Source organism: Rhizocola hellebori (genome assembly GCF_016862955.1).
In the GTDB taxonomy this organism is placed as follows: Bacteria; Actinomycetota; Actinomycetes; order Mycobacteriales; family Micromonosporaceae; genus Rhizocola; species Rhizocola hellebori.
In genome coordinates, this window is record NZ_BONY01000008.1 from 115,960 (window position 1) to 137,190 (window position 21,231).

General features: G+C 66.1%; 19 protein-coding genes. 14 read left to right on the forward strand and 5 right to left on the reverse strand.

Translation table 11 applies throughout. The features are described from left to right. Nucleotides 1-2: 2 nt before the first annotated feature. From Rhe02_RS08255 to Rhe02_RS08265, 3 genes are read right to left on the reverse strand one after another with little or no spacing between them, the layout of a single operon-like run. Nucleotides 3-1,241, reverse strand: a complete 1,239-nt coding sequence (locus Rhe02_RS08255; protein ID WP_203907495.1) for an AI-2E family transporter — start codon at nt 1,239-1,241, stop codon at nt 3-5. 34 nt (nt 1,242-1,275) lie between these two features. Beyond that, nucleotides 1,276-2,283, reverse strand: a complete 1,008-nt coding sequence (locus Rhe02_RS08260) for a YihY/virulence factor BrkB family protein (RefSeq protein WP_203907496.1) — start codon at nt 2,281-2,283, stop codon at nt 1,276-1,278. A 17-nt stretch (nt 2,284-2,300) separates the two neighbouring features. Further along, nucleotides 2,301-2,879: a 3-hydroxyacyl-CoA dehydrogenase gene (locus Rhe02_RS08265; protein ID WP_203907497.1), complete on the reverse strand. Its 579-nt coding sequence runs from the start codon at nt 2,877-2,879 to the stop codon at nt 2,301-2,303. 183 nt (nt 2,880-3,062) lie between these two features. Here Rhe02_RS08265 and Rhe02_RS08270 point away from each other — a divergent pair, with 183 nt between their 5' ends. The 4 genes from Rhe02_RS08270 (at nt 3,063) to Rhe02_RS08285 (ending at nt 6,650) form a co-directional block, all read left to right on the forward strand. Then, nucleotides 3,063-4,031, forward strand: a complete 969-nt coding sequence (locus Rhe02_RS08270) for an acyl-CoA desaturase (protein ID WP_203907498.1) — start codon at nt 3,063-3,065, stop codon at nt 4,029-4,031. Between the two features lie 140 nt (nt 4,032-4,171). After that, nucleotides 4,172-4,765, forward strand: coding sequence for a hypothetical protein (locus tag Rhe02_RS08275; protein ID WP_203907499.1), 594 nt, complete (start codon nt 4,172-4,174; stop codon nt 4,763-4,765). Nucleotides 4,766-5,154: 389 nt separating this feature from the next. Further along, nucleotides 5,155-5,880 carry a GAF and ANTAR domain-containing protein gene (locus Rhe02_RS08280; RefSeq protein WP_239123548.1) on the forward strand — a complete coding sequence of 242 codons (726 nt, stop codon included), beginning with the start codon at nt 5,155-5,157 and terminating at the stop codon, nt 5,878-5,880. Nucleotides 5,881-5,915: 35 nt separating this feature from the next. Further along, nucleotides 5,916-6,650: a GAF and ANTAR domain-containing protein gene (locus Rhe02_RS08285; protein ID WP_203907500.1), complete on the forward strand. Its 735-nt coding sequence runs from the start codon at nt 5,916-5,918 to the stop codon at nt 6,648-6,650. A gap of 10 nt (nt 6,651-6,660) precedes the next feature. Here the strand turns inward: Rhe02_RS08285 and Rhe02_RS08290 are convergent, their stop codons facing one another. Then, a complete protein-coding gene (locus Rhe02_RS08290) occupies nt 6,661-7,653 on the reverse strand; it encodes an Acg family FMN-binding oxidoreductase (RefSeq protein ID WP_239123549.1) in 993 nt (330 codons plus the stop codon). Between the two features lie 433 nt (nt 7,654-8,086). Between Rhe02_RS08290 and Rhe02_RS08295 the strand changes: the two genes are divergently transcribed. Continuing rightward, complete coding sequence (locus Rhe02_RS08295) at nt 8,087-8,380, forward strand: DUF4193 family protein (RefSeq protein WP_203907501.1); 294 nt, start codon at nt 8,087-8,089, stop codon at nt 8,378-8,380. Nucleotides 8,381-8,470: 90 nt separating this feature from the next. Beyond that, nucleotides 8,471-9,130: an adenylate kinase family protein gene (locus tag Rhe02_RS08300; RefSeq protein ID WP_203907502.1), complete on the forward strand. Its 660-nt coding sequence runs from the start codon at nt 8,471-8,473 to the stop codon at nt 9,128-9,130. A gap of 49 nt (nt 9,131-9,179) precedes the next feature. Here the strand turns inward: Rhe02_RS08300 and Rhe02_RS08305 are convergent, their stop codons facing one another. Further along, nucleotides 9,180-9,947 carry a hypothetical protein gene (locus Rhe02_RS08305; protein WP_203907503.1) on the reverse strand — a complete coding sequence of 256 codons (768 nt, stop codon included), beginning with the start codon at nt 9,945-9,947 and terminating at the stop codon, nt 9,180-9,182. A 180-nt stretch (nt 9,948-10,127) separates the two neighbouring features. On the opposite strand from Rhe02_RS08305, the gene Rhe02_RS08310 reads away from it, so the two are divergent. The 8 genes from Rhe02_RS08310 (at nt 10,128) to Rhe02_RS08345 (ending at nt 21,212) form a co-directional block, all read left to right on the forward strand. After that, entirely contained in the window at nt 10,128-11,429 is a 1,302-nt protein-coding gene (locus Rhe02_RS08310) for an NAD(P)/FAD-dependent oxidoreductase (RefSeq protein ID WP_203907504.1), read from the forward strand. Continuing rightward, nucleotides 11,429-12,841 carry a glucose-6-phosphate dehydrogenase gene (zwf, locus tag Rhe02_RS08315; RefSeq protein WP_203907505.1) on the forward strand — a complete coding sequence of 471 codons (1,413 nt, stop codon included), beginning with the start codon at nt 11,429-11,431 and terminating at the stop codon, nt 12,839-12,841. Before Rhe02_RS08310 ends, zwf begins: the two co-directional genes overlap by 1 nt. Beyond that, a complete protein-coding gene (locus Rhe02_RS08320; protein WP_239123550.1) occupies nt 12,841-14,742 on the forward strand; it encodes a glycoside hydrolase family 15 protein in 1,902 nt (633 codons plus the stop codon). Before zwf ends, Rhe02_RS08320 begins: the two co-directional genes overlap by 1 nt. Then, nucleotides 14,739-16,343 carry a GMC oxidoreductase gene (locus Rhe02_RS08325; RefSeq protein WP_203907506.1) on the forward strand — a complete coding sequence of 535 codons (1,605 nt, stop codon included), beginning with the start codon at nt 14,739-14,741 and terminating at the stop codon, nt 16,341-16,343. Before Rhe02_RS08320 ends, Rhe02_RS08325 begins: the two co-directional genes overlap by 4 nt. Nucleotide 16,344: 1 nt before the next feature. Further along, complete coding sequence (locus Rhe02_RS08330; protein WP_203907507.1) at nt 16,345-17,535, forward strand: MFS transporter; 1,191 nt, start codon at nt 16,345-16,347, stop codon at nt 17,533-17,535. Nucleotides 17,536-17,621: 86 nt separating this feature from the next. Continuing rightward, nucleotides 17,622-19,013, forward strand: coding sequence for a cytochrome ubiquinol oxidase subunit I (locus tag Rhe02_RS08335; RefSeq protein ID WP_203907508.1), 1,392 nt, complete (start codon nt 17,622-17,624; stop codon nt 19,011-19,013). A gap of 7 nt (nt 19,014-19,020) precedes the next feature. Next, nucleotides 19,021-20,025, forward strand: coding sequence for a cytochrome d ubiquinol oxidase subunit II (gene cydB, locus Rhe02_RS08340; RefSeq protein WP_203907509.1), 1,005 nt, complete (start codon nt 19,021-19,023; stop codon nt 20,023-20,025). Nucleotides 20,026-20,027: 2 nt separating this feature from the next. Further along, nucleotides 20,028-21,212 carry a cation:proton antiporter gene (locus tag Rhe02_RS08345; protein ID WP_203907510.1) on the forward strand — a complete coding sequence of 395 codons (1,185 nt, stop codon included), beginning with the start codon at nt 20,028-20,030 and terminating at the stop codon, nt 21,210-21,212. The last annotated feature ends 19 nt before the right edge of the window (nt 21,213-21,231 follow it).

A 21,231-nucleotide genomic window follows, 5' to 3' on the forward strand; every position in this document is an offset into this window, starting at 1 on the left:
TGTCAAGGGTTGGCGTCGGCTCTGATGATGACCGAGTCGGGGGGTGGCTGGGGACGCTGCTGGCCGAGATGGCGGACAGCGGTATTGAGGGCGGCGACTATGGGTACCGCGATGAGGGCACCGATGATCCCGGCCACGACTATCCCGGTGGCGATCGCCACGATGACGGCGAGCGGATGGACGGACACCGCGCGTCCCATGATAAGTGGCTGCAGGACATGGGATTCGGTTTGCTGTACAACGATGACCGCGGCCAGCACTAGCAGCGCTGTGAGTGTGCCCTCGTCCACCAGTGCCACCAGCACGGCCACCACGCCGGACAGGGTTGCCCCCACGATCGGTATGAATGAGGCCAGAAATACCAGTGCCGCGAGCGGGAAGGCGAACTCGACCCGCAACAGCACCAGCGCCAGGCCTATGCCGACTGCGTCGATGAAGGCCACCAGGACGGTGGCTCGCACGTAGGCCACCAGCGTGAGCCATGCGGCGTGGCCTGCGTCGCTGGCCCTCCGGCGAGCCGGCCGCGGCAGGATCAGGGTGGTGAACCGCCACAGGCGCCGGCCGTCGCGTAGGAAGAAGAAGGTGACGAACAGGATGAGCAGACCGGAGGCGACCGCCTCGACCCCTGCCGTGGCTGTGGCCAGGGCGCCGCTGGTCAGGGACTGCCGGTTCTCCTCCAGCCAGGCGCGGGCGGCGGCGAGGGCATCATCGAGCTGGGTGGTCGACAGGTTCATCGGGCCGTCGCGCAGCCATCGCTGAATCTCCTCGACTCCGGTAGCCGCCTTCTCCGCCAGCGCCGGGCCGCCGTCTATGAACTGGGTGATCACCAACGTCAGCGTGCCGAGGACCACAAGGAGACCGCCGATCAGCACGATCGCCGCGGCAAGCGAAGCCGGCATTCGCATCCGCGTCCGCAGGAAGCCCACCGCCGGTGCCAGCAGCGCGGACAGCAGCAGGGCAATCGCCAGTGGGATGAGGACTTGAGATAGCCGGCTGACCATCCACAGCGCAACGTAGCCCGCAGCGGCCAGCACAAGAAAGCGCCAAGCCCACGCCGCGGAGACTCGCAAGCCGTATGGAACGTGGGCATCTGCGTCGATGGTGGGCTCCTCCTGCACGAGGTCGTCGGCAACGCCGGCGTCAACCTCATCCTGGTGGGCCTTGCGCGCAGCGCGGATCCGTTCCCGCGCCGCGTCTGCCGCACGGCGCAGCCTTCCACGTTCCGCTTCAGACTCGGCCAATGGTCCTCCGCTCGTAGGTAGATTGCGTCCCGGTCTAGATGTCGGCGTGTTGCTGCACTACTTCGTCCACGGGCACGTCGCGCAGCGGCAGGTAGGGCTCAGAACGCGGCGGGAGGCCTGAAGCGATGGCTCGTTCTCGGGCCAATTCCGCGTCGAACTCGGCTCCAATTAGGACAGCGACATTCGTCAACCACATCCAGACCAGGAAGATGACGACTCCGCCGAGCGTGCCGTAGGTCTGGTTGTAGGAGTCGAAATGTGAGACGTAGTAGGCGAAACCACCCGAAGCCGCCACCCACACCAGGGTTGCCAGCAGCGATCCGGGGGTGATCCAGCGGAAGCCACCCTGCCGGGCGTTGGGCGCGGCCCAGTACAACAGGGCGACAAGGAGCCCAAAGGCGAGCGCCAGCAACGGCCATTTGGCGATGTCGAACGCCCGGATCCGTTCGGGGGCAATGCCCATCAGCTGACCCACCTGTGTGGCAAGCCGACCCGTGAAGACCACCACCAGCGCACTGAACGCGAGGAACAACCCGGTGACGATGGTGATGAGGAAACGCAGCGGCAGTGTTTTCCAGGCCGGCCGGCCTTCGGGTACGTCGTAAATGGCGTTGGCGGCGCGCATAAAAGCGCCGACATATCCGGCTGCCGAATAGAACGCGATAACCAAGCTGATGGCGGCGACGATTCCGGCTTGCCGCCTGCTGGCCTGAAGGCTCGCTATCCCCTCGGTAATGATCTGCTGGGTGGGGCCGAACGTCATGCTCTCTATGCCCTCGATCACCGAGCTGGTGGCTGACCCGCCGAACAGGCTCAGTCCGGCCACCAGAACCAGCATTCCGGGAAAGACCGCCAGCATCCCGTAGTAGGTCAGCACCGCGGCTCTATCGGTCAGATTGTCTTGTACCAGTTCACCGCCTGTGCGCCCCAAGGCACGCCACCTGGCCCGCCAGCTCAGCTCGGAGGGCCGGCTGGGACCCAACGCGAGCAGCCTGATCAGCCTGTCGCGATAGGCTTTTCCAGACTCACGGCTTCGTGCCATCTTCGCCGCCATCCTGCCTACTGGTGTTGCCCAGCCGGATGCGGCTGAACGTCTGATGATGGTGCGATCGGTTCACCGAGCAGCTGCGGCACGAGCATCCGGAAGTGCGCGACGGCAAGCCGCAGTTGCTCGGCGGTCGCCTCGCCGCGGCGATTGGACAGGCTGATCTGGTGGGCTTCGCGGTAGGAATCCAGAGTGGCGGCATGGTTGACCGAGGTCTGGGCCAGTTGCTCGTAGTACTCCCTGGCGGGATAGCCGAGCTCGGCGATCAGCTGGGACACCAGATCGTCGGCATCGTTGACAGCCTGTTGCGCAGATGTGGTCAAACGGCTGTAAAGCTCTTGCCATTTCACCGCATACCTCTCCCGGGCCAACGGTGACAGCTCGCTGAGGCCCTGGGTCGCGCGCTGCCGATACCGATCCCGTAGCTCCCGGTCGGCGGCCAGGCGGGTCTCGGACTGCGCAACGACGCGATCGTATTCAGAGCCGGGCCGCGGCCGAGGCAAACGGCTCCGCCGCCACCACCAGACGCCCAGGGAGCACAACGCCAGGGCGACAAGCACGATCGCCAACACGGCCGATTGGGTTGATGACATCGGGTACCTCCATTCACGCCGTGGGGTACCCGAACCGGCGTTTATCAACCAAGGTGCCAATTTTGCCTGGTCAATGCATTTTCCGCGTCGCGCGGGTTATCGTGGAGCTGCACCATCACCCGCCCCGGACCCTGGCGGCCGTCCGCATACCGTTGCGCCGCTCACCCGGAGGGTCCTATTTAGATGGTTCTCGTTGACGCACCGAGGCAGGCATCGGCCACCTCGGCCAAACCGATGCTCGATCAGCCGCCACCGCGCTGGGCCATGGCAATTCTCATCATCGGGGTGACCGTGCCGTTTCTGGCCTTGCTGGCGGCTGTGCCGGTGGCGTGGGGCTGGGGCCTGTCGTGGCTTGATGTCCTCATCGGGGCAGTGTTCTATTTCGTCTCCGGCTTCGGGGTGACGGTCGGCTTTCACCGCCACTTCACCCACGGATCGTTCAAGGCCAAGCGGTGGCTGCGAATAGCCCTGGCGGCGGCCGGATCGCTGGCAATCGAGGGCGCGCCCATCATCTGGGTTGCCGATCATCGCCGCCATCACGCCTACGCCGACCGCGAGGGCGATCCCCATTCCCCGTGGCGCTACGGGGCAAGCGCGGCAGGAATTGCCAAAGGTTTGGTGTTCGCCCACATCGGCTGGCTGTTCCGGTTGGAGTCGTCCAACCGTGCCCGCTTCGCGCCGGACATGCTCGCCGATCGGGACATCAGAATCGTCGACCGGCTTTTCGGACCGCTGGCCCTTTACTCGGTGCTAGCCCCGCCACTGCTCGGTGGGCTGCTGACATGGTCATGGCAGGGCGCGTTGACCGCGTTCTTCTGGGCCACTCTGGTGCGCATCGCCCTGTTGCATCACGTCACATGGTCAATCAATTCGATCTGCCACGTCTATGGACAGCGGCCGTTCGCGACCCACGGCGCCGATCGCGCCACCAACTTCTGGCCGCTGGCCGTCATCTCTTTCGGCGAGAACTGGCACAACTCCCATCACGCTGACCCTACCTGTGCCCGGCACGGTGTTCTTCCCGGCCAGCTCGATCCCACGGCCCGCATCATTTGGCTGCTGGAAAAGGCCGGCTGGGCATCCGACGTGCGCTGGTCCGATCCGCAACGGCTGCGCCCACGGGAAACGCCAGCAATCACCCCGCCCTCATGATCACGTCCGCGTAGATGCACCAGTCGGCGCGGGTTATTGGAGTTGTGGGCCATTACCACCGCTGGTGGCGAAGGCTAGGCTGAGAGTTCGACCGTTGCTTCGTGCCGGTTTTGCCTTGCACCATCGAAGGACTGACTCACATGCCGACGTTTGTAGATGACCGGGTCGAGGGTTCTGCCAGGTTCTTCACCCGCATCTGCGAGGCGGCTGTTTCCGCGGTACGTGCGGATGCGGCTGGGTTGAGCCTGTTAGGTCTTCGCACCGGGGCAGCGATCACCTTCAGCGACGGCCTTCCCACCGACGATCTGCAGCAGCGCCTTGATCGCGTCGAGCAGGGCCCTGGCCACTATGCCGCGGCCCACGATTGTCTTGTCCTGATTGCCGATCTGGCCGAGCTTGAGCCTATGACCCGCTTTCCCGACTATGCGGCCATCGCCCTCATCGGGTGTGTGCGATCGGTCAGCGTGATCCCGCTGGGCACCGCGGCGGCCCGGTTGGGCACGTTGGAGTTTTACCGGTACTGGCCCCAGGCCCTGGCCGAGGAAGAGCTGGACGTGGCCGTCACGTTTGCCGCAATGATCACCGAGGTGCTATGCGCGGGGCCGGGTCCCCGCCATGGCGGAGTTCATTGGCCGGTGGACGTACAAACGCAGGAAGCCCCACCAAGTCCTGGCTTATCCGCCAGAGTCGCGACGCCGTCTCGACATCGTTGGAAGCCTGACTGGATTTCCTAGGCTTGCCGGACCAATGGCCTGTCAAGCAACAGCGGCGAGACTGAACCCATGGCAACGTCTCCGTCGCTCAAACAGATCGCGAGGCCGCAGTGCAGCTGTCCATCCCATTTGGACTATCAAGCCGCCTTGCGACCGCGCCGGCTCCGCGGTCACCATCGGTCTCGGGTGAGACGTGGTGCAGCGCTGGGCAGACCCGCACCTGCCCGATTGGGCGATGCTAAAGTGCGGCGTAGGGTCGGCGACTGCTGCCGGTCCGGCTACCTCAGCCCCGGTGGCGCGGTCCCGGCGGAAGGACCCAATCATGTGCACCACGAAGTGCCAATGTCCGATCACGTCCGCACCGGCTGGGCCACGCGACATGTTGTGGCCGTTGGCCATCGGTGGAGCTCGTGGCTGACGTCGTCCGGCATGTGGAAATGCTGATCGGTCAAGAACCTGCGGCCGATGGTGAGCCAGCCGGTGTCGCCGATGACATGCGGCGGTTGTGCGGTGCCGCCGCGCGAGCGCTATCGGCCAGCGGGTCTGGGCTTACCGTGATGGTCCAAGACGGCATGCGCGCGGTGACGGCCGCGACAGATCCGGCCACCGAACGCCTCGAAGAGCTGCAACTGACGTTGGGCGAAGGGCCCTGTATCGATGCTTACGCGACGCGGCGACCCGTGCTGATCCCCGACCTCATCGCCGCGACAACACGCTGGCCGATCTACGTTCCGGCGGTGTACGCGAGCGGGGTGCGGGCGGTGTTCGCGTTCCCGTTGCAGATCGGCGCCGCACGGCTGGGCATGCTCGACCTGTTCCGCACCGAAACCGGCATGCTGTCCGCAGACGAGCTCACCCTCGCGCTCACCTTCGCCGAAGTCGCCGTCGCGACCCTGCTCGACGGCCATGACCACTCCCCTGTCGGCGACACCGGCGGCTGGCTGGATGATCCACTGGGCTCGCGGGCGGAGCTTTTCCAGGCCCAAGGCATGGTCATGGTCCAGCTCGGGAGCAACCTGGCCGAGGCGATGGCCCGGATGCGCGCCTACGCCTACGCTCACGACCGCCGCCTGGGTGACGTCGCCCTCGATGTCGTCGCCCGCCGGCTCACCTTCGCACCCATTGAACGGCCATGAACGACCCGACTAGTCCAGGAAAGGCAAAGGCAGCCATGACTTCCACCATTTCCGCCGAACGACTCGCCCGGGTGTTCGTCGAGGTCGCCGACACGCTCGTCGACGAATTTGATCTGATCGAATTTTTGCAGCTGCTCGCCACCCGCACCGCTGATCTTTTGGACGCCTCACCGGTCGGGCTGCTTCTAGCCGACCAGCGTGGGCGGCTGGAGTTCATGGCGGCCTCGGATGAGAACGTCAAGCTGCTCGAGCTGTTCCAGGTCCAAAACCAGGAAGGGCCGTGCCTGGAAGCGTTTCGCACGGGAGCTGCCGTGGTAAACGCAGACCTGGCCGAAGCCGGTGGCCGCTGGCCACGCTTCGCCCCACGGGCAGTGGAGGCCGGGTTCCGTTCGGTTCATGCGTTTCCACTGCGACTGCGGGCCGAGCGGATAGGGGCGATGAATGTGTTCAGCGCCAACGTCGGGGGGCGCCTTGCCGATACCGACGTGCAGATCGTGCAGGCGCTCGCGGACGTGGCATCCATTGGGCTGCTTCAGGAACGTGCCATCACCCGTGGGGAGTTGCTCACTGAGCAACTGCAAGGCGCGCTCAATAGCCGAGTCATCATCGAGCAGGCCAAAGGCTCACTCGCGCAGGCGCGGGGAATCAGCGTCGATGAGGCGTTCATTCTCATCCGCAGTCATGCCCGGCGTCACAACCTGCGCCTTGGCGACCTCGCCCAGACCATCATCGGTGATCCGGCCAGCGTCTCCGACCTGAGCGCCCAGTAGCGTCGGCCGGCTAGGTCCGATCGATGATCTGGTCGGTAGGTAGCCGCGGGGTGGACGGTGGCGTGCTGTCGGCCGAGTCGATCGTGCCCAAGCGCAGCACCAGGTATGGGTGGCCGACGCCGGCCACCAGGCGTTTCATGACTTCGCGGGTGGCAGGCACCTCGATGGTGGCGCTGAGCGGCAGCACGGTGATCCCCAGCTCGGTCGCGGTGAGCCAGCCCGCCGAGAGCCCTTCGCCCGCGCGCAGCCAGTCGGCGCTGGTGTCGCCAGGCCCGTAGAGCATGACGAAGGTCGCCGTCTGGTCGTCTTCGGCGCTGACCTTCGGGGAGCCGTAGTTGCCGAAATTGCGACCGGGCATTGGTGATGCGATCGCGGAGTCCGCGACACCGGTACGTTCGGGCCTGCCGCCGGCCCAGTAGGCAAGCTCGTCGCGCCACGGCGAATCCGGCAGCTGGGTGCGCCGAGCGTATTCAGCGGCGGCCGACAGCTCGTGTCGCTGATCGGGGTGCAGCAGGTACAGCCAAGCACCCTGCGCTTCCACGGACTTGGTGATCGCGGCGAGGTCGGCCGGTGCGACCGGGGCGCCGGTGACCGGGCGGCGATCGGTCCGGCGGACGAGGATGGCTTGCATCCGTTGCACCGCAAACGAATCGGTCGTGCCACGTGCGATGCGCAGCTGGACGAGATGGTCGGGATCGGAGTGGTCGGAGGTCTGGAGTACCTTGACCTTCCAGCCGCTGGCCGCCAGCGCGACCCGTGCGTGGTGCAGCGCGGCCCCGCAACTCAGAGTCGCCAGCCGGGCGTCGGGATCGGAGATGGTCACGACCCGGCTGCGGTCCAGGTGGAGATCCAGGGTGCTGCCGGTGAGGCGCCACCGCCAGGGCCGCGTGTTGCGAATCGACGGCGCATATCCGGCTGTTTGCGCGGCCTGGAGCAACGCCTCGTTCATGGCCCGAAGCTCGGGGACGGCGCCGTTGATTCGGGACGGCAGGTAGGTCGCCACGACAGGGTTGTCCTTTCTTGAACCTCACACCGGAGTCAGAGCCGTTTGGCGGCTGGGTCCACGGTTCTGCTGAAGCGCCGGGGATCGCTGGTCGTCGCCGCAGGGTCCGGGCGGATAGGACATCGACGATGCTCGTCAGCCACCACTGGCGGGGGCGCTGATTCCTGGCCCAACACTACGCGCATCCCGCCGGTCGGTGGACCGCTCGGCCGTCTCGCTCAAATCTGGTACCCGTGTGCCTAATATTCGGACAAACAACTCGTCGCCTACCACTTGCGGCAACCGGGCACCGCTTGCTCGCAACGTAGGCCGCGGCTGCCGCGTTGTGTCGATATTGGACGCGCCGCTGCCACCCAGGTGATCTTCAGGAATCTGGGGCACAGTTGGCGCCCCATCCACAAACGACGCAGTTGTACGAGGAAAGGACCAGGCCATGGCTGCCAACACCGACTACGACGCCCGGCGGACCGTCATCGTCGAACCTGAAACCGAAAGCTTGGATCTGCTCCAGGAGCGCCGGGCGACCCCGGCCGACGACCTGGCCAGCACGGAATTCGCCGACGGGTACGAGCTGCCCGGCTTCGACATACTCGATGAGGAGCTCACGACACAGGTGATCCCGATGCGCGCCGACGAATTCCGGTGCGGAAGCTGCTTCCTGGTTCTGCACCGCAGCCTCTACGCCACTGTCCGCAAAGGCCAGGACACCTGCCGCGACTGCGCCTGAGACAATCTCGCAGCGGTTCGCACCGGGTCGCGCGTGACAGACACCGAGTCGCGCGTGACAGACACCGGGTCGAGGTGACAAGGTGCCCAAATGCGCAAGTATGCGATCATGGGCGTGCAAGGGAGCGGCAAGGGCACCCAGGCGACGCTGCTTGCCCGCGATCTTGATCTGGTGCACATCAGCGTCGGCGACATCTTCCGCTGGCATGTGCAGAACCACACCAAGCTCGGCGCGCAGGTGCGGCGCACCATGCGCCTGGGCGAGCTGGTCGACGACGAGCTGGTCGGATCCGTGGTCCGCCGTCGGCTCGACGACCACGACTGGAACTACGGATTCATCATCGACGGCTTCCCGCGCAACGCGGTGCAGGCCGAATTCTTCCTCGAAAGCTACGACATCGACGGCGTGATCCACCTCGACCTGCCCGACGACGAGGTGCGCCGGCGGGTCCTGGCCCGCCGCCTGTGCTCGCGGTGCGGGCTGGACTACAACCTCATCGCGCACCGTCCCGGCAACGAGTCTCGCTGCGACGTCTGCGGCGGCCAGCTGGTCAGCCGCGAGGACGACACCGAGGAGGCGCTGGCGACCCGCCTGCGCGACTACTACGCGAAGACCAATCCGGTGCTGGATCTGTTCCGGCGCAAGGAATTCGTCTTCACGATCGACGCCCGGCCGGACAAGGTGACGGTGCAGCAGGCCATCCGGCAGCGCCTGAACCTGCCGCCCTACGTGAAGCCCAGCGACGGGTGAAGCCGCTTCGAGCTAAAGCCGGCAGCCCCAGCAAATAGAACTCGCCGCGTCAGGGGTGTTCGGCATCGGCGGTGCGTTCCGGTAGCAGCAGCACAGCGCCGATGAAGAAGCACACCGCGCCTACCAGGGTGCCCAGGTTGGCCCGCTGGGCGTTGCGCAGCGTGCCGGTCACCGGGTCGATGTAAGCGGCCACCGCGGAGACGCCGAACGCGATGGACCCGACCAGGTTGGCCAGCGTCGTCCACCACGACCACGATCTGGGACGCCACGCGAACCAGCCGTGGCAGACTTCGAACCACGCCAACCCGCTGGCCACCAGAAAACAGATCGAACCCAGCGCATCTGGCCGCCAGACATGCCGATGTGCGGCGTCCGCGCTCAGATTCGTCATCGTGGCGCTCGCGGTGCTGACGTTGAAGTAGACCGTTCCGACGAGCTGTACCGCGGTTGCCCACCAATCGATGCGCCGTGGCTGCCAGACGAAGAAGCGCCGCCGCGACGGATTCAGCCGCGCGGGAGCGGCGTCGACCGCCTCCCGATAGGTGAGGAACGCGGCGGAGGTGAAGAACAGTGAGCCGGCAAAGAACGTGACGTTATCTAAATAAATCCCGGCGGCTTCCACGTACCAGGGCAGGGCTCCAAGCGCGAACAGCAGGGACCCTGCGGCGAACAAGACCGCAATCCACCAGCCGCGGACCTTTGGCGCCCACCATGTTGAACCGGCCGATGACGCTTCGGTCAGATGCTTGCGGTGTCGGCGCGACTCCCAGCGCACCACGACCCCATCCGCCCGCACATGATCGACAAATGTCGCCACGACGCCGCGTCCATGCATGAGCGCTTCCCGCCCTCCTCCGCCCGTTCAGCCAACGATCACCCAGTTGAATCAGTTTCGGCTCGAGACGGAAGCCGGGGGCTGTGCCTGAATCCGCTGTTTCTCCATATTTGGGTTCCGAAGTGCGGTAGGCATGGCTGTGGGGATACAGGGGGAGTCTCGATGACCGAGCCGGATACGCATGTCGTCGTGGTGGGCGGCGGGTTCGCCGGGGTGGCTTGCGCGAAGCGCCTCGCCGGGGAGCAACGGGTCAGTGTCACGCTCGTGGACAAGCATGGCTATCACCAGTTTCAGCCTTTGTTGTACCAAGTGGCGACCGCCGAACTAGCGCCGGACGACATCCGTTTCGACCTCGAGCACATGTTCCGCAAATACCCCAACGTCACCGTGCGCAAAGCCGAGGCGGTGGCGGTGGATCCGGCGGCGCCCTCGGTCACGCTGGCCGACGGCAGCAGCCTGGCCGCCGATGTGGTGGTGCTGGGCGCTGGAGCGCAGGCGAACTTCTTTCACACCAAGGGCGCGAGTGAACACGCGTTCCCGCTCTACAGCCTCGAAGACGCGGTCCGGGTGCGGTCACGCGTCATGGAGCTGTTCCAGAAGGCCGCTGACGATCCGAAACTGATCGAGCAGGGGGCGCTGACGTTCGTGGTGGTGGGTGCGGGGCCGACCGGCGTGGAGACGGCCGGCGCGCTCTCAGAACTCATCCATGACGTGATGCCGCATGTGCACAAACATCTCGCGGTATCAAGCGCCACCATCATCCTGGTCGATCTCGGCCACGAGCTGCTGGGCGCGTTCTCCTCGCACGCGCACGCCTACGCGGCCAAGCAGCTGCAACGCCGTGGGGTGCAGCTGCGCCTGGGCGTGCCGGTCAGCGAGGTGGCCGCGGATCAGGTCACCCTCGGCGACGGCACGGTGATCAAGACCGGGCTGGTGGTGTGGGGTGGTGGCGAGATGGCCGCCGACGTCGCCGGTCATGCCGGGTTCTCGCAGGGCCGGGGCGGGCGTATCGATGTGCAGCCCGATCTGACCGTGCCCGGATTTCCGGCTGTCTATGCGGTCGGCGATGTCGCCAATATTCCGTTCGGCGATGAGGCGGCCCTGCCGCAGCTGGGCAGTGTGGCGCAACAGGCGGGCAAGTGGGCCGCGGAGAACATCCTCTCCGCGGCCGACAGCGGGGTACGCCAGCCGTTCCACTACCGCGACAAAGGGATCATGGCCATGATCGGGCGCAAGGCCGCCGTGGCCGAGGTCGGCGCGCACCGGCACGAGATCCACGGGCGGTTTGCCTTCGCCGCCTGGCTTGGCGTGCACATGGAGCTGCTGGGCAACATCGGTGCCGAGCTCAAAACCTATGTCGCGTGGGCGGAGGACTTCTATCTGCGCCCTCACCACAGGTCGGCGGCACTGCTGGATCCATCGCAGATCGACACCCCGCGCCTCAACCAAGACCAGGAGAGCTGATGAGCGTCACCGATTCCACATCCGTAGCGGCCAAGCCCGCGGAGGTGTTCGTCATCTTCGGGATCAGCGGCGACCTGGCGAAGGTGATGACCTTCCACTCGCTGTACCGGCTCGAAGCCCGCGGTCTGCTCGACTGCCCGATCATCGGGGTGGCGGTGGACAAGTGGAGCCAGGACGACCTGCATGAGCATGCGCGGGTGGCGATCCTCAGCGGCGGGGAGAAGATAGACGACGAGGTGTTCGACCGGCTGACCGGCCGGATGTCTTATATCCCAGGCGATTTCGGGGACGCGGACACCTACCGCAGGGTCGGCGCGGCCATCGGCGATGTCGCCACACCCGTGTTCTACCTGGAGATCCCGCCGTTCCTATTCGGCACCGTCATCAAAGGCCTCGCCGATGCGGGGCTGGTACGCGGCGGACGGGTAGTGGTGGAAAAGCCGTTCGGCCACGACCTGGCCTCGGCCAAGGAACTCGCGGACGAGCTGCACCGCAGCGTGCCCGAGCCGCAGCTGTTCCGGATAGACCACTTCCTCGGCAAGCTCGGCTCAGACGAGCTGCAGTACCTCAGGTTCGCCAACACCATCCTGGAACCGATCTGGAATCGCAGCTTCGTCGAGTCGGTGCAGCTGACCATGGCCGAGAGCTTCGGCGTGGAGGATCGCGGCCACTTCTACGATCCGGTCGGGGCGCTGCGCGATGTGGTGGTCAACCATCTGATGCAGCTGCTGTCGATCGGGGCGATGGAGGCGCCGGCCGGCCCTGACCCGGACACGGTCAAGAACGCGCAAGTGGCGCTCTGGAAGGCGGTCGCCACTGCGGACCCGGCCCACTACGTGCGCGGGCAGTACGACGGCTACCAGCAGATCGCCGGAGTGGCGGCCGGTTCGACGACGGAAACCTATGCCGCCCTTCGCTTGGACATCGACAACTGGCGCTGGTCCGGGGTGCCGTTCTTCATCCGCACCGGCAAGTGCCTGCCGCTGACCCAGACCGAGCTGCGGCTGGTCTTCCGGCGCCCGCCACGCCTGGGCACCCAGCTTCCGTTCCACCGTGCGCCCGAGGCGAACCAGATTGTCATCAGGCTCGATCCGAGCACCGGGGTGCGGTTCCGGTTGGAGGCCCGCCCTGCCGACGCGCCCGACCCGGACACCATCACCCTGGACCGCGAATTCGCTAAGGAGGGCGCAAGCGCGCCCGCACCTTACGAGGTGCTGCTGCACGCGGCACTCGTGGGCGACAGCACCCGGTTCACCCGCCAGGACGGTGTGGAGGAAACCTGGCGCATCATGCAGCCGCTGCTCGACGCGCCGTCGCCGGTGCAGCCCTATGCCAAAGGCAGCATGGGCCCGGCCGCGGCCGATCAGCTTATCGCCGAATTCGGTGGCTGGCACAAGCCTTGGAGCAACTGATGACCAGCGTCCTGAACCGCCAGCCCGACACGATGCCGCAAAGCGCGGCGATGCCCTCGCCGTTCCCGCCCATCGAGGACTACGCGTTCCTTTCCAACTGCCACACCGGCGCTTTGGTGGCCACCGACGGTTCGGTCGACTGGCTGTGTGTTCCCTCGTTCGACTCGCCCAGTGTCTTTGGCAGCCTGCTGGATCGTCAGGCCGGCAACTTCCGCTTCGGTCCCTACGGCGTGGACCATCCGGTCAATCGGCACTATGAGCCCGGCACGCTGGTGATGCGCACGACGTATCGCACCCCGACCGGCTGGGTGGTGGTACGTGACGCGCTGACCGTCTATCCGAGAACCGAGCCCGACGAGGTAACCAAGCACACCCGGCCGCCGACCGACGAGGACGCCGACCACATGCTGGTGCGCACCATCGAGTGCATCGAGGGCCGGGTCGAGGTCGAGGTGATCTGCGAGCCTATCTTCGACTACGGCCGAGCGCCCGCGCAGTGGGAGTTTGCCGAGGGCGGCAGCCATCTGGCCGACGCGACCGGTGGTGGGGTGACCATCCGGATGGCCTCGGACATAGCGCTGGGAATCGAGGGCGAGCGGCTGCGCGGCCGGCACGTGCTCAACATCGGCGAGAGCGCCTTCTGTGCCCTGTCCTGGGCCAAGGGCCTGCGCACCCCGGCCGACGTCACCGAGGCCACCGCGCGCCTCGATGCCACCGCGCACTGGTGGCGCACCTGGCTGGCCGTTGCCCGTATCCCTGACCATCGCTGGCGCGAGATGCTGCAACGCTCCGCGCTCACGGTCAAGGGCCTGACCTACATGCCCACCGGCGCCACCGTCGCCGCCGCGACCACCTCGCTGCCGGAAACGCCTGGCGGAGAACGCAACTGGGACTACCGCTACACCTGGATGCGCGACTCCACCTTCACCCTGCAAGCGTTGCACTGGCTCAATCTGGACTGGGAAGCCGACGAGTTCATGCAGTTCATCGCCGACCTGGAACCGTCCGAGGACGGTTCGCTGCAAATCATGTACGGCATCGACGGCCGCCGCGATCTCAGCGAGTCCACATTAGACGATCTTACCGGATATGCGGGCGCCCGCCCGGTACGCGTCGGAAATGGCGCCTACGACCAGAAACAAAACGACGTCTTCGGCGCCGTCCTCGACTCGATCCTGTTGCACACGCAGCGAAGCCAGCGGCTGCCGCGCCGGTTGTGGCCGGTCGTGCAGTCGCAAGCCGAACGGGCCACCGCGGTGTGGCGGGAGCCGGATCAGGGCATCTGGGAGGCACGCGGCGAGCCCCAGCACTATGTCTCGTCCAAGCTCATGAGCTGGGTGGCGATGGATCGCGCGGCCAAACTCGCCGCTCTGCGCGGCAGCCCGGATCTGGCCGTCACCTGGCAAGCCACCGCCGAGGAGATCCGCGCCGACATTCTCGAGCACGGGGTGTCCCCGGCTGGGGTGTTCCGCCAGCACTACCACACCGATGCCCTTGACGCCTCAACACTTCTCGCCGCACTGTTCGGCTTCCTGCCCGCAACGGACGAGCGGCTGCACAAGACGGTCAACGCGATCGCCGACAACCTCACCGAGAACGGGTTCGTGCTTCGCTACCGCACCGAGGAGACCGACGACGGCATGAGCGGCAAGGAGGGCACGTTCCTCATCTGCTCGTTCTGGCTCGTCTCCGGGCTGGCCATCGTCGGCGAAGCACAACGCGCCCGGGACCTGATGGAGAAACTACTCAAAGTCGCCTCACCACTGGGCCTGTATGCCGAGGAGTTCGACACCGAAACCGGCCGGCACCTGGGCAACTTCCCGCAGGCCTTCTCCCACCTTGCCCTCATCGAAGCAGCAGCACGAATCATTCTGACCGAACGCATTCAGGAGCTGTCATGAACGGGGCATTCGACGTCATCATCGTTGGCACGGGTGCCGGGGGCGGCACCCTGGCCCGGCACTTGGCGTCCTCGGGTAAACGGATCCTGCTGCTGGAACGCGGTGACTGGCTGCCGCGCGAGCCGCAGAACTGGTCCACGGCAGACGTTTTCGTCGACAACCGCTATATCTCGCCGGACACCTGGGTGGACGGCAAGGGCAAGACGTTCCAGCCGCAGGTTCACTATTTCGTCGGTGGCGCCACCAAACTGTATGGCGCGGCCCTTTACCGGATGCGCGCCGAAGACTTCGGCCTGCTGCGTCATATGGACGGGATCTCACCGGCGTGGCCGATCGATTACGCGGACATGGAGCCCTATTACACCGCGGCCGAGCAGATGTACCAGGTGCACGGCGCCCGGGGCGAGGACCCGACCGAGCCGCCGGCCAGCGGGCCTTACCCGTTCCCGGCGGTGTCGCACGAGCCGCGCATCCAACAGCTGCACGACGACCTGGCCAGGGCGGGGTACCACCCCTTCCATGCGCCATGCGGGATCATGCTCAACGAGGCGAACATGCCCTACAGCGCGTGTGTGCGCTGCCCGACGTGTGACGGCTTCCCGTGTCTGGTGCATGCGAAGTCCGATGCCGAGGTGCTCGGGGTGCGGCCCGCGCTGGAGCACAGCAATGTGACCCTGCTGACCAACGCCGAAGCCGTCAAGCTGGAGACCAACGCGGCCGGCACCGCCGTCACCACGGTGGTGGTGGAGCACGACGGGCATGAGGAACGCTACGAGGGCCACCTCATCGTGGTGTCGGCGGGCGCGGCCAACTCGGCCAAGCTGCTGCTGCGATCCGCCAATGACAAGCACCCCAACGGTTTGGCCAACAGCTCAGACCAGGTCGGGCGAAACTACATGTTCCACGACAGCCAGGCGGTGCTCGCCCTGTCCAAGGAACCGAACCCGACCGTGTTCCAGAAGACGCTGGGCATCAACGATTTCTACTTCAGCGGGCCGGACTTCGACTATCCCATGGGCAACATCCAGATGATCGGCAAGTCGCAGGCGGCCATGTTCCGCGGCGAGAAACCCATCGAGACCAAGCTCGCCCCGACCTGGGCGCTGCGCGATGTGGCCACCCACGCGGTGGACTTCTGGCTGTCGACCGAGGACCTGCCCCGGGCCGAAAACCGGGTCACCGTCGACAAGGACGGACGGGTCAACCTCGCCTACACGCCCAGCAACCCCAGCGCCGCCAAGCAGCTTTACCATCAGCTCAAGTCGATGCTGGGCAGCCTGGGCATGCACCCGGAACATCTGGTGCACCGCTTCGCGTACATGAAGAGCGACATCCCGATCGCCGGGGTCGCCCATCAGGCGGGCACCTGCCGTTTCGGCCGCGACCCGGCCACCTCGGTGCTCGACACCGACTGCCGCGCCCACGAGCTGGACAACCTCTATGTCGTGGACACCAGCTTCTTTCCCAGCATCAGCGCGGTGAACCCGGCATTGACCGCGATGGCCAACGCCATCCGCGTCGGCGACCACCTGCTGCAGCGGCTGGCCGCCACCGCGACCGGAGCCAAGAAAGCAGGCCCTGCCGCCAACGGCAGCCGCTGACATGGCGACCCGCGCACAGAACGCGGTGGTCTACGGCGCCGCCGCTGTGCAGGGAATCGTGCTGGTCACCTTTCCGGCGGCCAGCACGATCCTCACCGGGCCCGCCTACTACGGGCTGTCCAGCACCAAATACGGCTTCCTGTTCCTGCCACAGGTGATCCTCGCGATCACGACCTCGCTGGCGGGCGCATGGCTCAGCTCCCGCGCTGGGACGAAGCCTATCTATCTCGCCGGTCTCGGCTGCGGCCTGCTGGCGATGGTGCTTCTGCTTATCAGCCAGCGCTACATGGCCGACGAAGCAGTCGCCTACCCGCTGCTGCTTGCCGCCACGGCGTTCGTGGGTGCCGGATTCGGGCTGACCGTGCCCACCTTGAACTTGCTGACCGCCGCCTTCCACCCAGCCCGCGTCGACGCCTCGGTGCTGGTGCTCAACGCCGTGCTCGGCATCGGCACCGTGCTGGCCCCGGTGTTCGTCGCCATCTTTGTCGGCCTTGGCTTCTGGCAAGGACTGCCCATCACGTCGGCGGTGATGCTGGCGATACTCATCGCGGTCAGCGCGCGCCTGCAGTTGAGCGCCGGCGCCCGCCGCACCGCAAGCCAGCGCAGCACGCGCACCCCGATACCGGCCCGGTTCTGGATCTATGCGGTCTTCGCCGTGCTCTACGGCATCTGCGAGACGGTCAACGGCAACTGGGCCCAGCTGGACATGACCGGCACCCACGACGCCTCCACGACGCAGGCATCGCTCGCGCTGACCGCGTTCTGGGCGATGGTCACCCTCGGCCGGGTCCTGTTCGCCTTGGTGCAGAAGCACTTCCCGCCCGCGCGGACCTTCCATTTGCTCCCGTTCGCGCTCACCGCGATATTCGTGCTGATCGCCATCCTGCCCAAGGGTTCGCCGGGGTGGGCCATCGCCGCCTTCGGGCTCGCCGGCCTCGGCTGCTCTGCGCTGCTGCCCCTGACGATCAGCTTCGGCCAGGAAGAACTCACCGCGCTCTCCGCCACCATCGCCGGCGGTGTCATCGCCTGCTATCAGCTCGGCTACGGGATCGCCGCGTTCGGCGTCGGCCCGCTGCTGGATGCCGGGGTGAAACTACCGGCCGTCTACGCCGCCGCGGCGGCGGTGGCCGCCGCGATGGGCCTGCTGTCTTTCGTGGTGAGCCGCCGCCCGCAAATGAACCCCGCCACCTGATCACCCTAGAAAGCTACAAACCCGTCGAAACATCTCCAAGATTGGCATGATCAGACCATGAGAGGCATGAGCAGGCGGAGGCGGACATGTCCAATCTAGATCTCGCGCGCCTGCAGTTCGCGATGACGTCGATCTACCACTTCCTGTTCGTGCCCGTCACGATCGGGCTCGCCTTCCTGACCGCCGTGTTGCACACGGTTTGGCATCGCAGCGGCCGCGACGAGTACCTGAGGCTGACCAAGTTTTTCGGCACCTTGCTGGTCATCAACGTGGCCGTCGGCGTGGTGACCGGGCTGGTGCAGGAGTTCCAGTTCGGGATGGACTGGTCGGCGTATTCGCGCACGGTCGGTGATGTGTTCGGTGCCCCGCTTGCCATGGAAGGGCTGGGCGCGTTCTTCCTCGAGTCGGTCTTCCTCGGGTTGTGGATTTTCGGGTGGAACAAGCTTTCCCGCCGCGTGCATCTGCTCACGATCTGGGCGGTGGCGGTGGGCGCGGCCGGGTCCGCGGCGTTCATCATGGCCGCGAACTCGTGGATGCAGCACCCGGTCGGCTATGAGATCAACCCCACCACCGGGCGGCCGCAGCTCAACAACATCTGGGCGGTGATGACCAACCCCGTTTTCCTTTGGGGGTACGCGCATGTGCTGCTCGCCGCGCTGGTGACCGCGTCGGCGGTGATGCTGGCCGTGTCCGCCTGGCACTTGCGCCGCAAATCGCACCCGGAAGTGTTCGCCCGCTCGGCGAAGCTCGCCCTCATCGTGCTGGCACCGGCCATGATGTTCAACATGTTCGTCGGCAGCGAACTCGGTGTCGTGGAAGGCAAATACCAGCCGATGAAAATCGCCGCCGCGGAGGCGCAATGGACCACGTGCCAGCCGTGCTCGTTTTCCATCTTCCAGATCGGCGGCGGGAAGAACGATCAGACGCCGACGCAGATCATCGAGATCCCGCACCTGCTGTCCCTGCTGGCCACCAATCACTGGAACGGCCAGGTATTGGGCCTCAACGAGGTCAACGCCCAATACCAGCAGCAGTATGGGCCGGGTGACTACGTGCCCAACGTGTTCATCCAATACTGGTCGATGCGGGTGATGGCCTACTCCGCGGTGCTCGTTCTGCTGGTTGCGCTGTGGGGGCTGTGGTTGATGTGGCGCAAGCGTTTGGAGTCGGCGCGGCGATTCCTGTGGGTGGCGGTGTGGGCGGCGGTCCTGCCGTTCGTGATGAACACCGCCGGCTGGTTGCTTACCGAAAGCGGCCGGCAGCCGTGGATCGTGCAGGGGCTCATGCTGACCAAGCAGGGCGTCTCCCCCTCGGTGAGCGCCACCACGGTCGCGATCAGTCTCATCGTCTTCTTTTTGCTCTACGCGGCGCTTGCGGTCGTCGCGGTGACGCTGATGATGCGCTACGCGCGCAAGACCCTGCCGCCGGCCACCGCGGACGACGACGCGCGGACTCCTGATCCCGCCCCGATCTACTGAGGAAGCAATGACACTCGCCGACTTCTGGTTCATCGCCATCACCGTGCTGTGGATGGGCTTTTTCATCCTGGAAGGCTTCGACTTCGGCGTGGGCATGCTGCACGGCCCGGTGGGCAAGGACGAGGCCGGGCGGCGCGCAGCCATCGCCACGATCGGCCCGCTTTGGGACGGCAACGAGGTCTGGCTCGTCGTGGCCGGCGCGGCCATCTTCGCGGCCTTCCCCGGCTGGTACGCCACCATGTTCTCCGGTCTCTACCTGGCCATGGTGCTCCTGCTCGTCGCGCTTATCCTGCGCGGGACCTCGTTCGAGTTCCGCAGCAAAGCTTCCAGCCAGCGCTCGCGCGACACTTTCTCGCACCTGCTGACGATCGCCAGCGCGGTGGCCCCGTTCCTGCTCGGCGTCGCCCTGGGTGATCTGCTGGTGGGGCTGCCCATCGGCGCCGATCAGGAGTTCACCGGCACCTTCCTGGACCTGTTGCAGCCCTACGCATTGTTCGTGGGTATCACGTTCGTGGTCCTCGCGGCGATGCACGGCGCCACCTTCCTGACCCTGAAAACCACCGGCGAGGTACGCGAACGTGCGGCCCGTCTGGCGCGGCGCATCGCCCCGGTCGCCGCCGTCGTCGTGCTGATCTTCGCGATCTGGACCCACGCCACCGCGGGCAAAGGCTTCTTCCCCAACGTCATCGAGATCGCGGTGGTCCTCGCCGTGCTCGCCGCGGCCTGGCTCATCAAGGAAAACCGCGAAGGCTGGGCCTTCACCATCACCACCATCGCCATGGCCAGCACCGTGCTGGCCATCTTCACCGACCTCTACCCCCGCGTCATGGTGTCCTCAACGAGCGCGGCCTACAGCCTCACCGTGGCCAACACCGCGTCGGGCTCCTACGCCCTGAAGGTGATGACGGTGGTACTGGTGGTCTTCCTTCCCGCCGTCCTGATCTACCAATCCTGGACCTATCACGTCTTCCGCCAGCGCATCAGCCATCACGACCTGCGCGGCGACGACTGAACATGGACAGCCTCACCCGCGGCATCGACACGCTGATCGCCATCGCGATCGTCGCCACACTCGCGCCTTTCCTGGCCGCGGCGGTGCCCGGAAAGCGGGTGCCGCAGGTCGTCATCCTGATAATCGGCGGAATCATCATCGGGCCGCAGGTCCTCGGGCTGGCCGAAACCGCCAGCGTCGAGCTTTTCGCCAATGTGGGCCTCGGTTTCGTTTTTCTTTTCGCCGGGTACGAGCTCGACCCGCTCCTGTTCCGGGCGCGCTACGGGCGCAATGCCGTGCTGGCGTGGGTCATCGCGGCCGTGCTAGCCCTGGCCGTGGTCGGCATTTTGGAAGCGGCCGGGCTCGTCCACGCCTTCGTCCCGGTCTCGATCGCGTTGACCACCACCGGATTGGGCACGCTGCTGCCGATCCTGCGGGACAACGACATGCTCTCGGGAGAGTTCGGCAAATACATCGTCGCCGCCGGGGCCACCGGCGAGTTCCTGCCCATTGTGGCGGTGGCCATTTTTCTGGGTACCACCAGCAGTGTCGCCGCGATCGTATCGCTGCTGATGATCGGCGGCCTGGCCGCTGTCTTCGCGTTGGCACCGCGCCTGATTCACAGCACCACGATCACCCGCATCCTGATCGCCGGAGAACATGCCACCTCGCAGACCACGCTGCGGCTGACCGTGCTGCTGTTGCTTGTGCTGCTTGGGTTCGCGGCCCGCTTCGGTCTCGACATCGTGCTCGGGGCCTTCATCGCCGGTCTGGTGCTGCGCCGCTGGGCGCCCGGCCACGTGCACTCGCTCGAGGAAAAGCTCGACGCGGTCGGGTACGGGTTCTTCATCCCCATCTTCTTCGTCTCCTCCGGCATGGCCCTGGACATCGACTCCATCGCCGCCGCGCCGCTGCGTCTGCTCGCCTTCTTCCTGCTGCTGCTGGTAATCCGCGGCCTGCCCGCGCTGCTGGTCTACCGCCGCACACTCAACACGACACAGCGCCGCCAGATGGTCTTCATCACCGCGACCACACTGCCGATGCTCGTCGCGCTGGCCCACATCGGCCTGGCCAACGGAACAATGCTGCCCGAGAACGCCGCCGCGCTGGTCGGGGCAGGCGTCCTGTCGGTGCTGGTCTTCCCGGCCGTCGCCGTAGCGATCGGCTCACACACCCGGCCACAGCCCGCCCCCGCCAAGCCCGGGTAATCGCTTACCCCACGCGCGC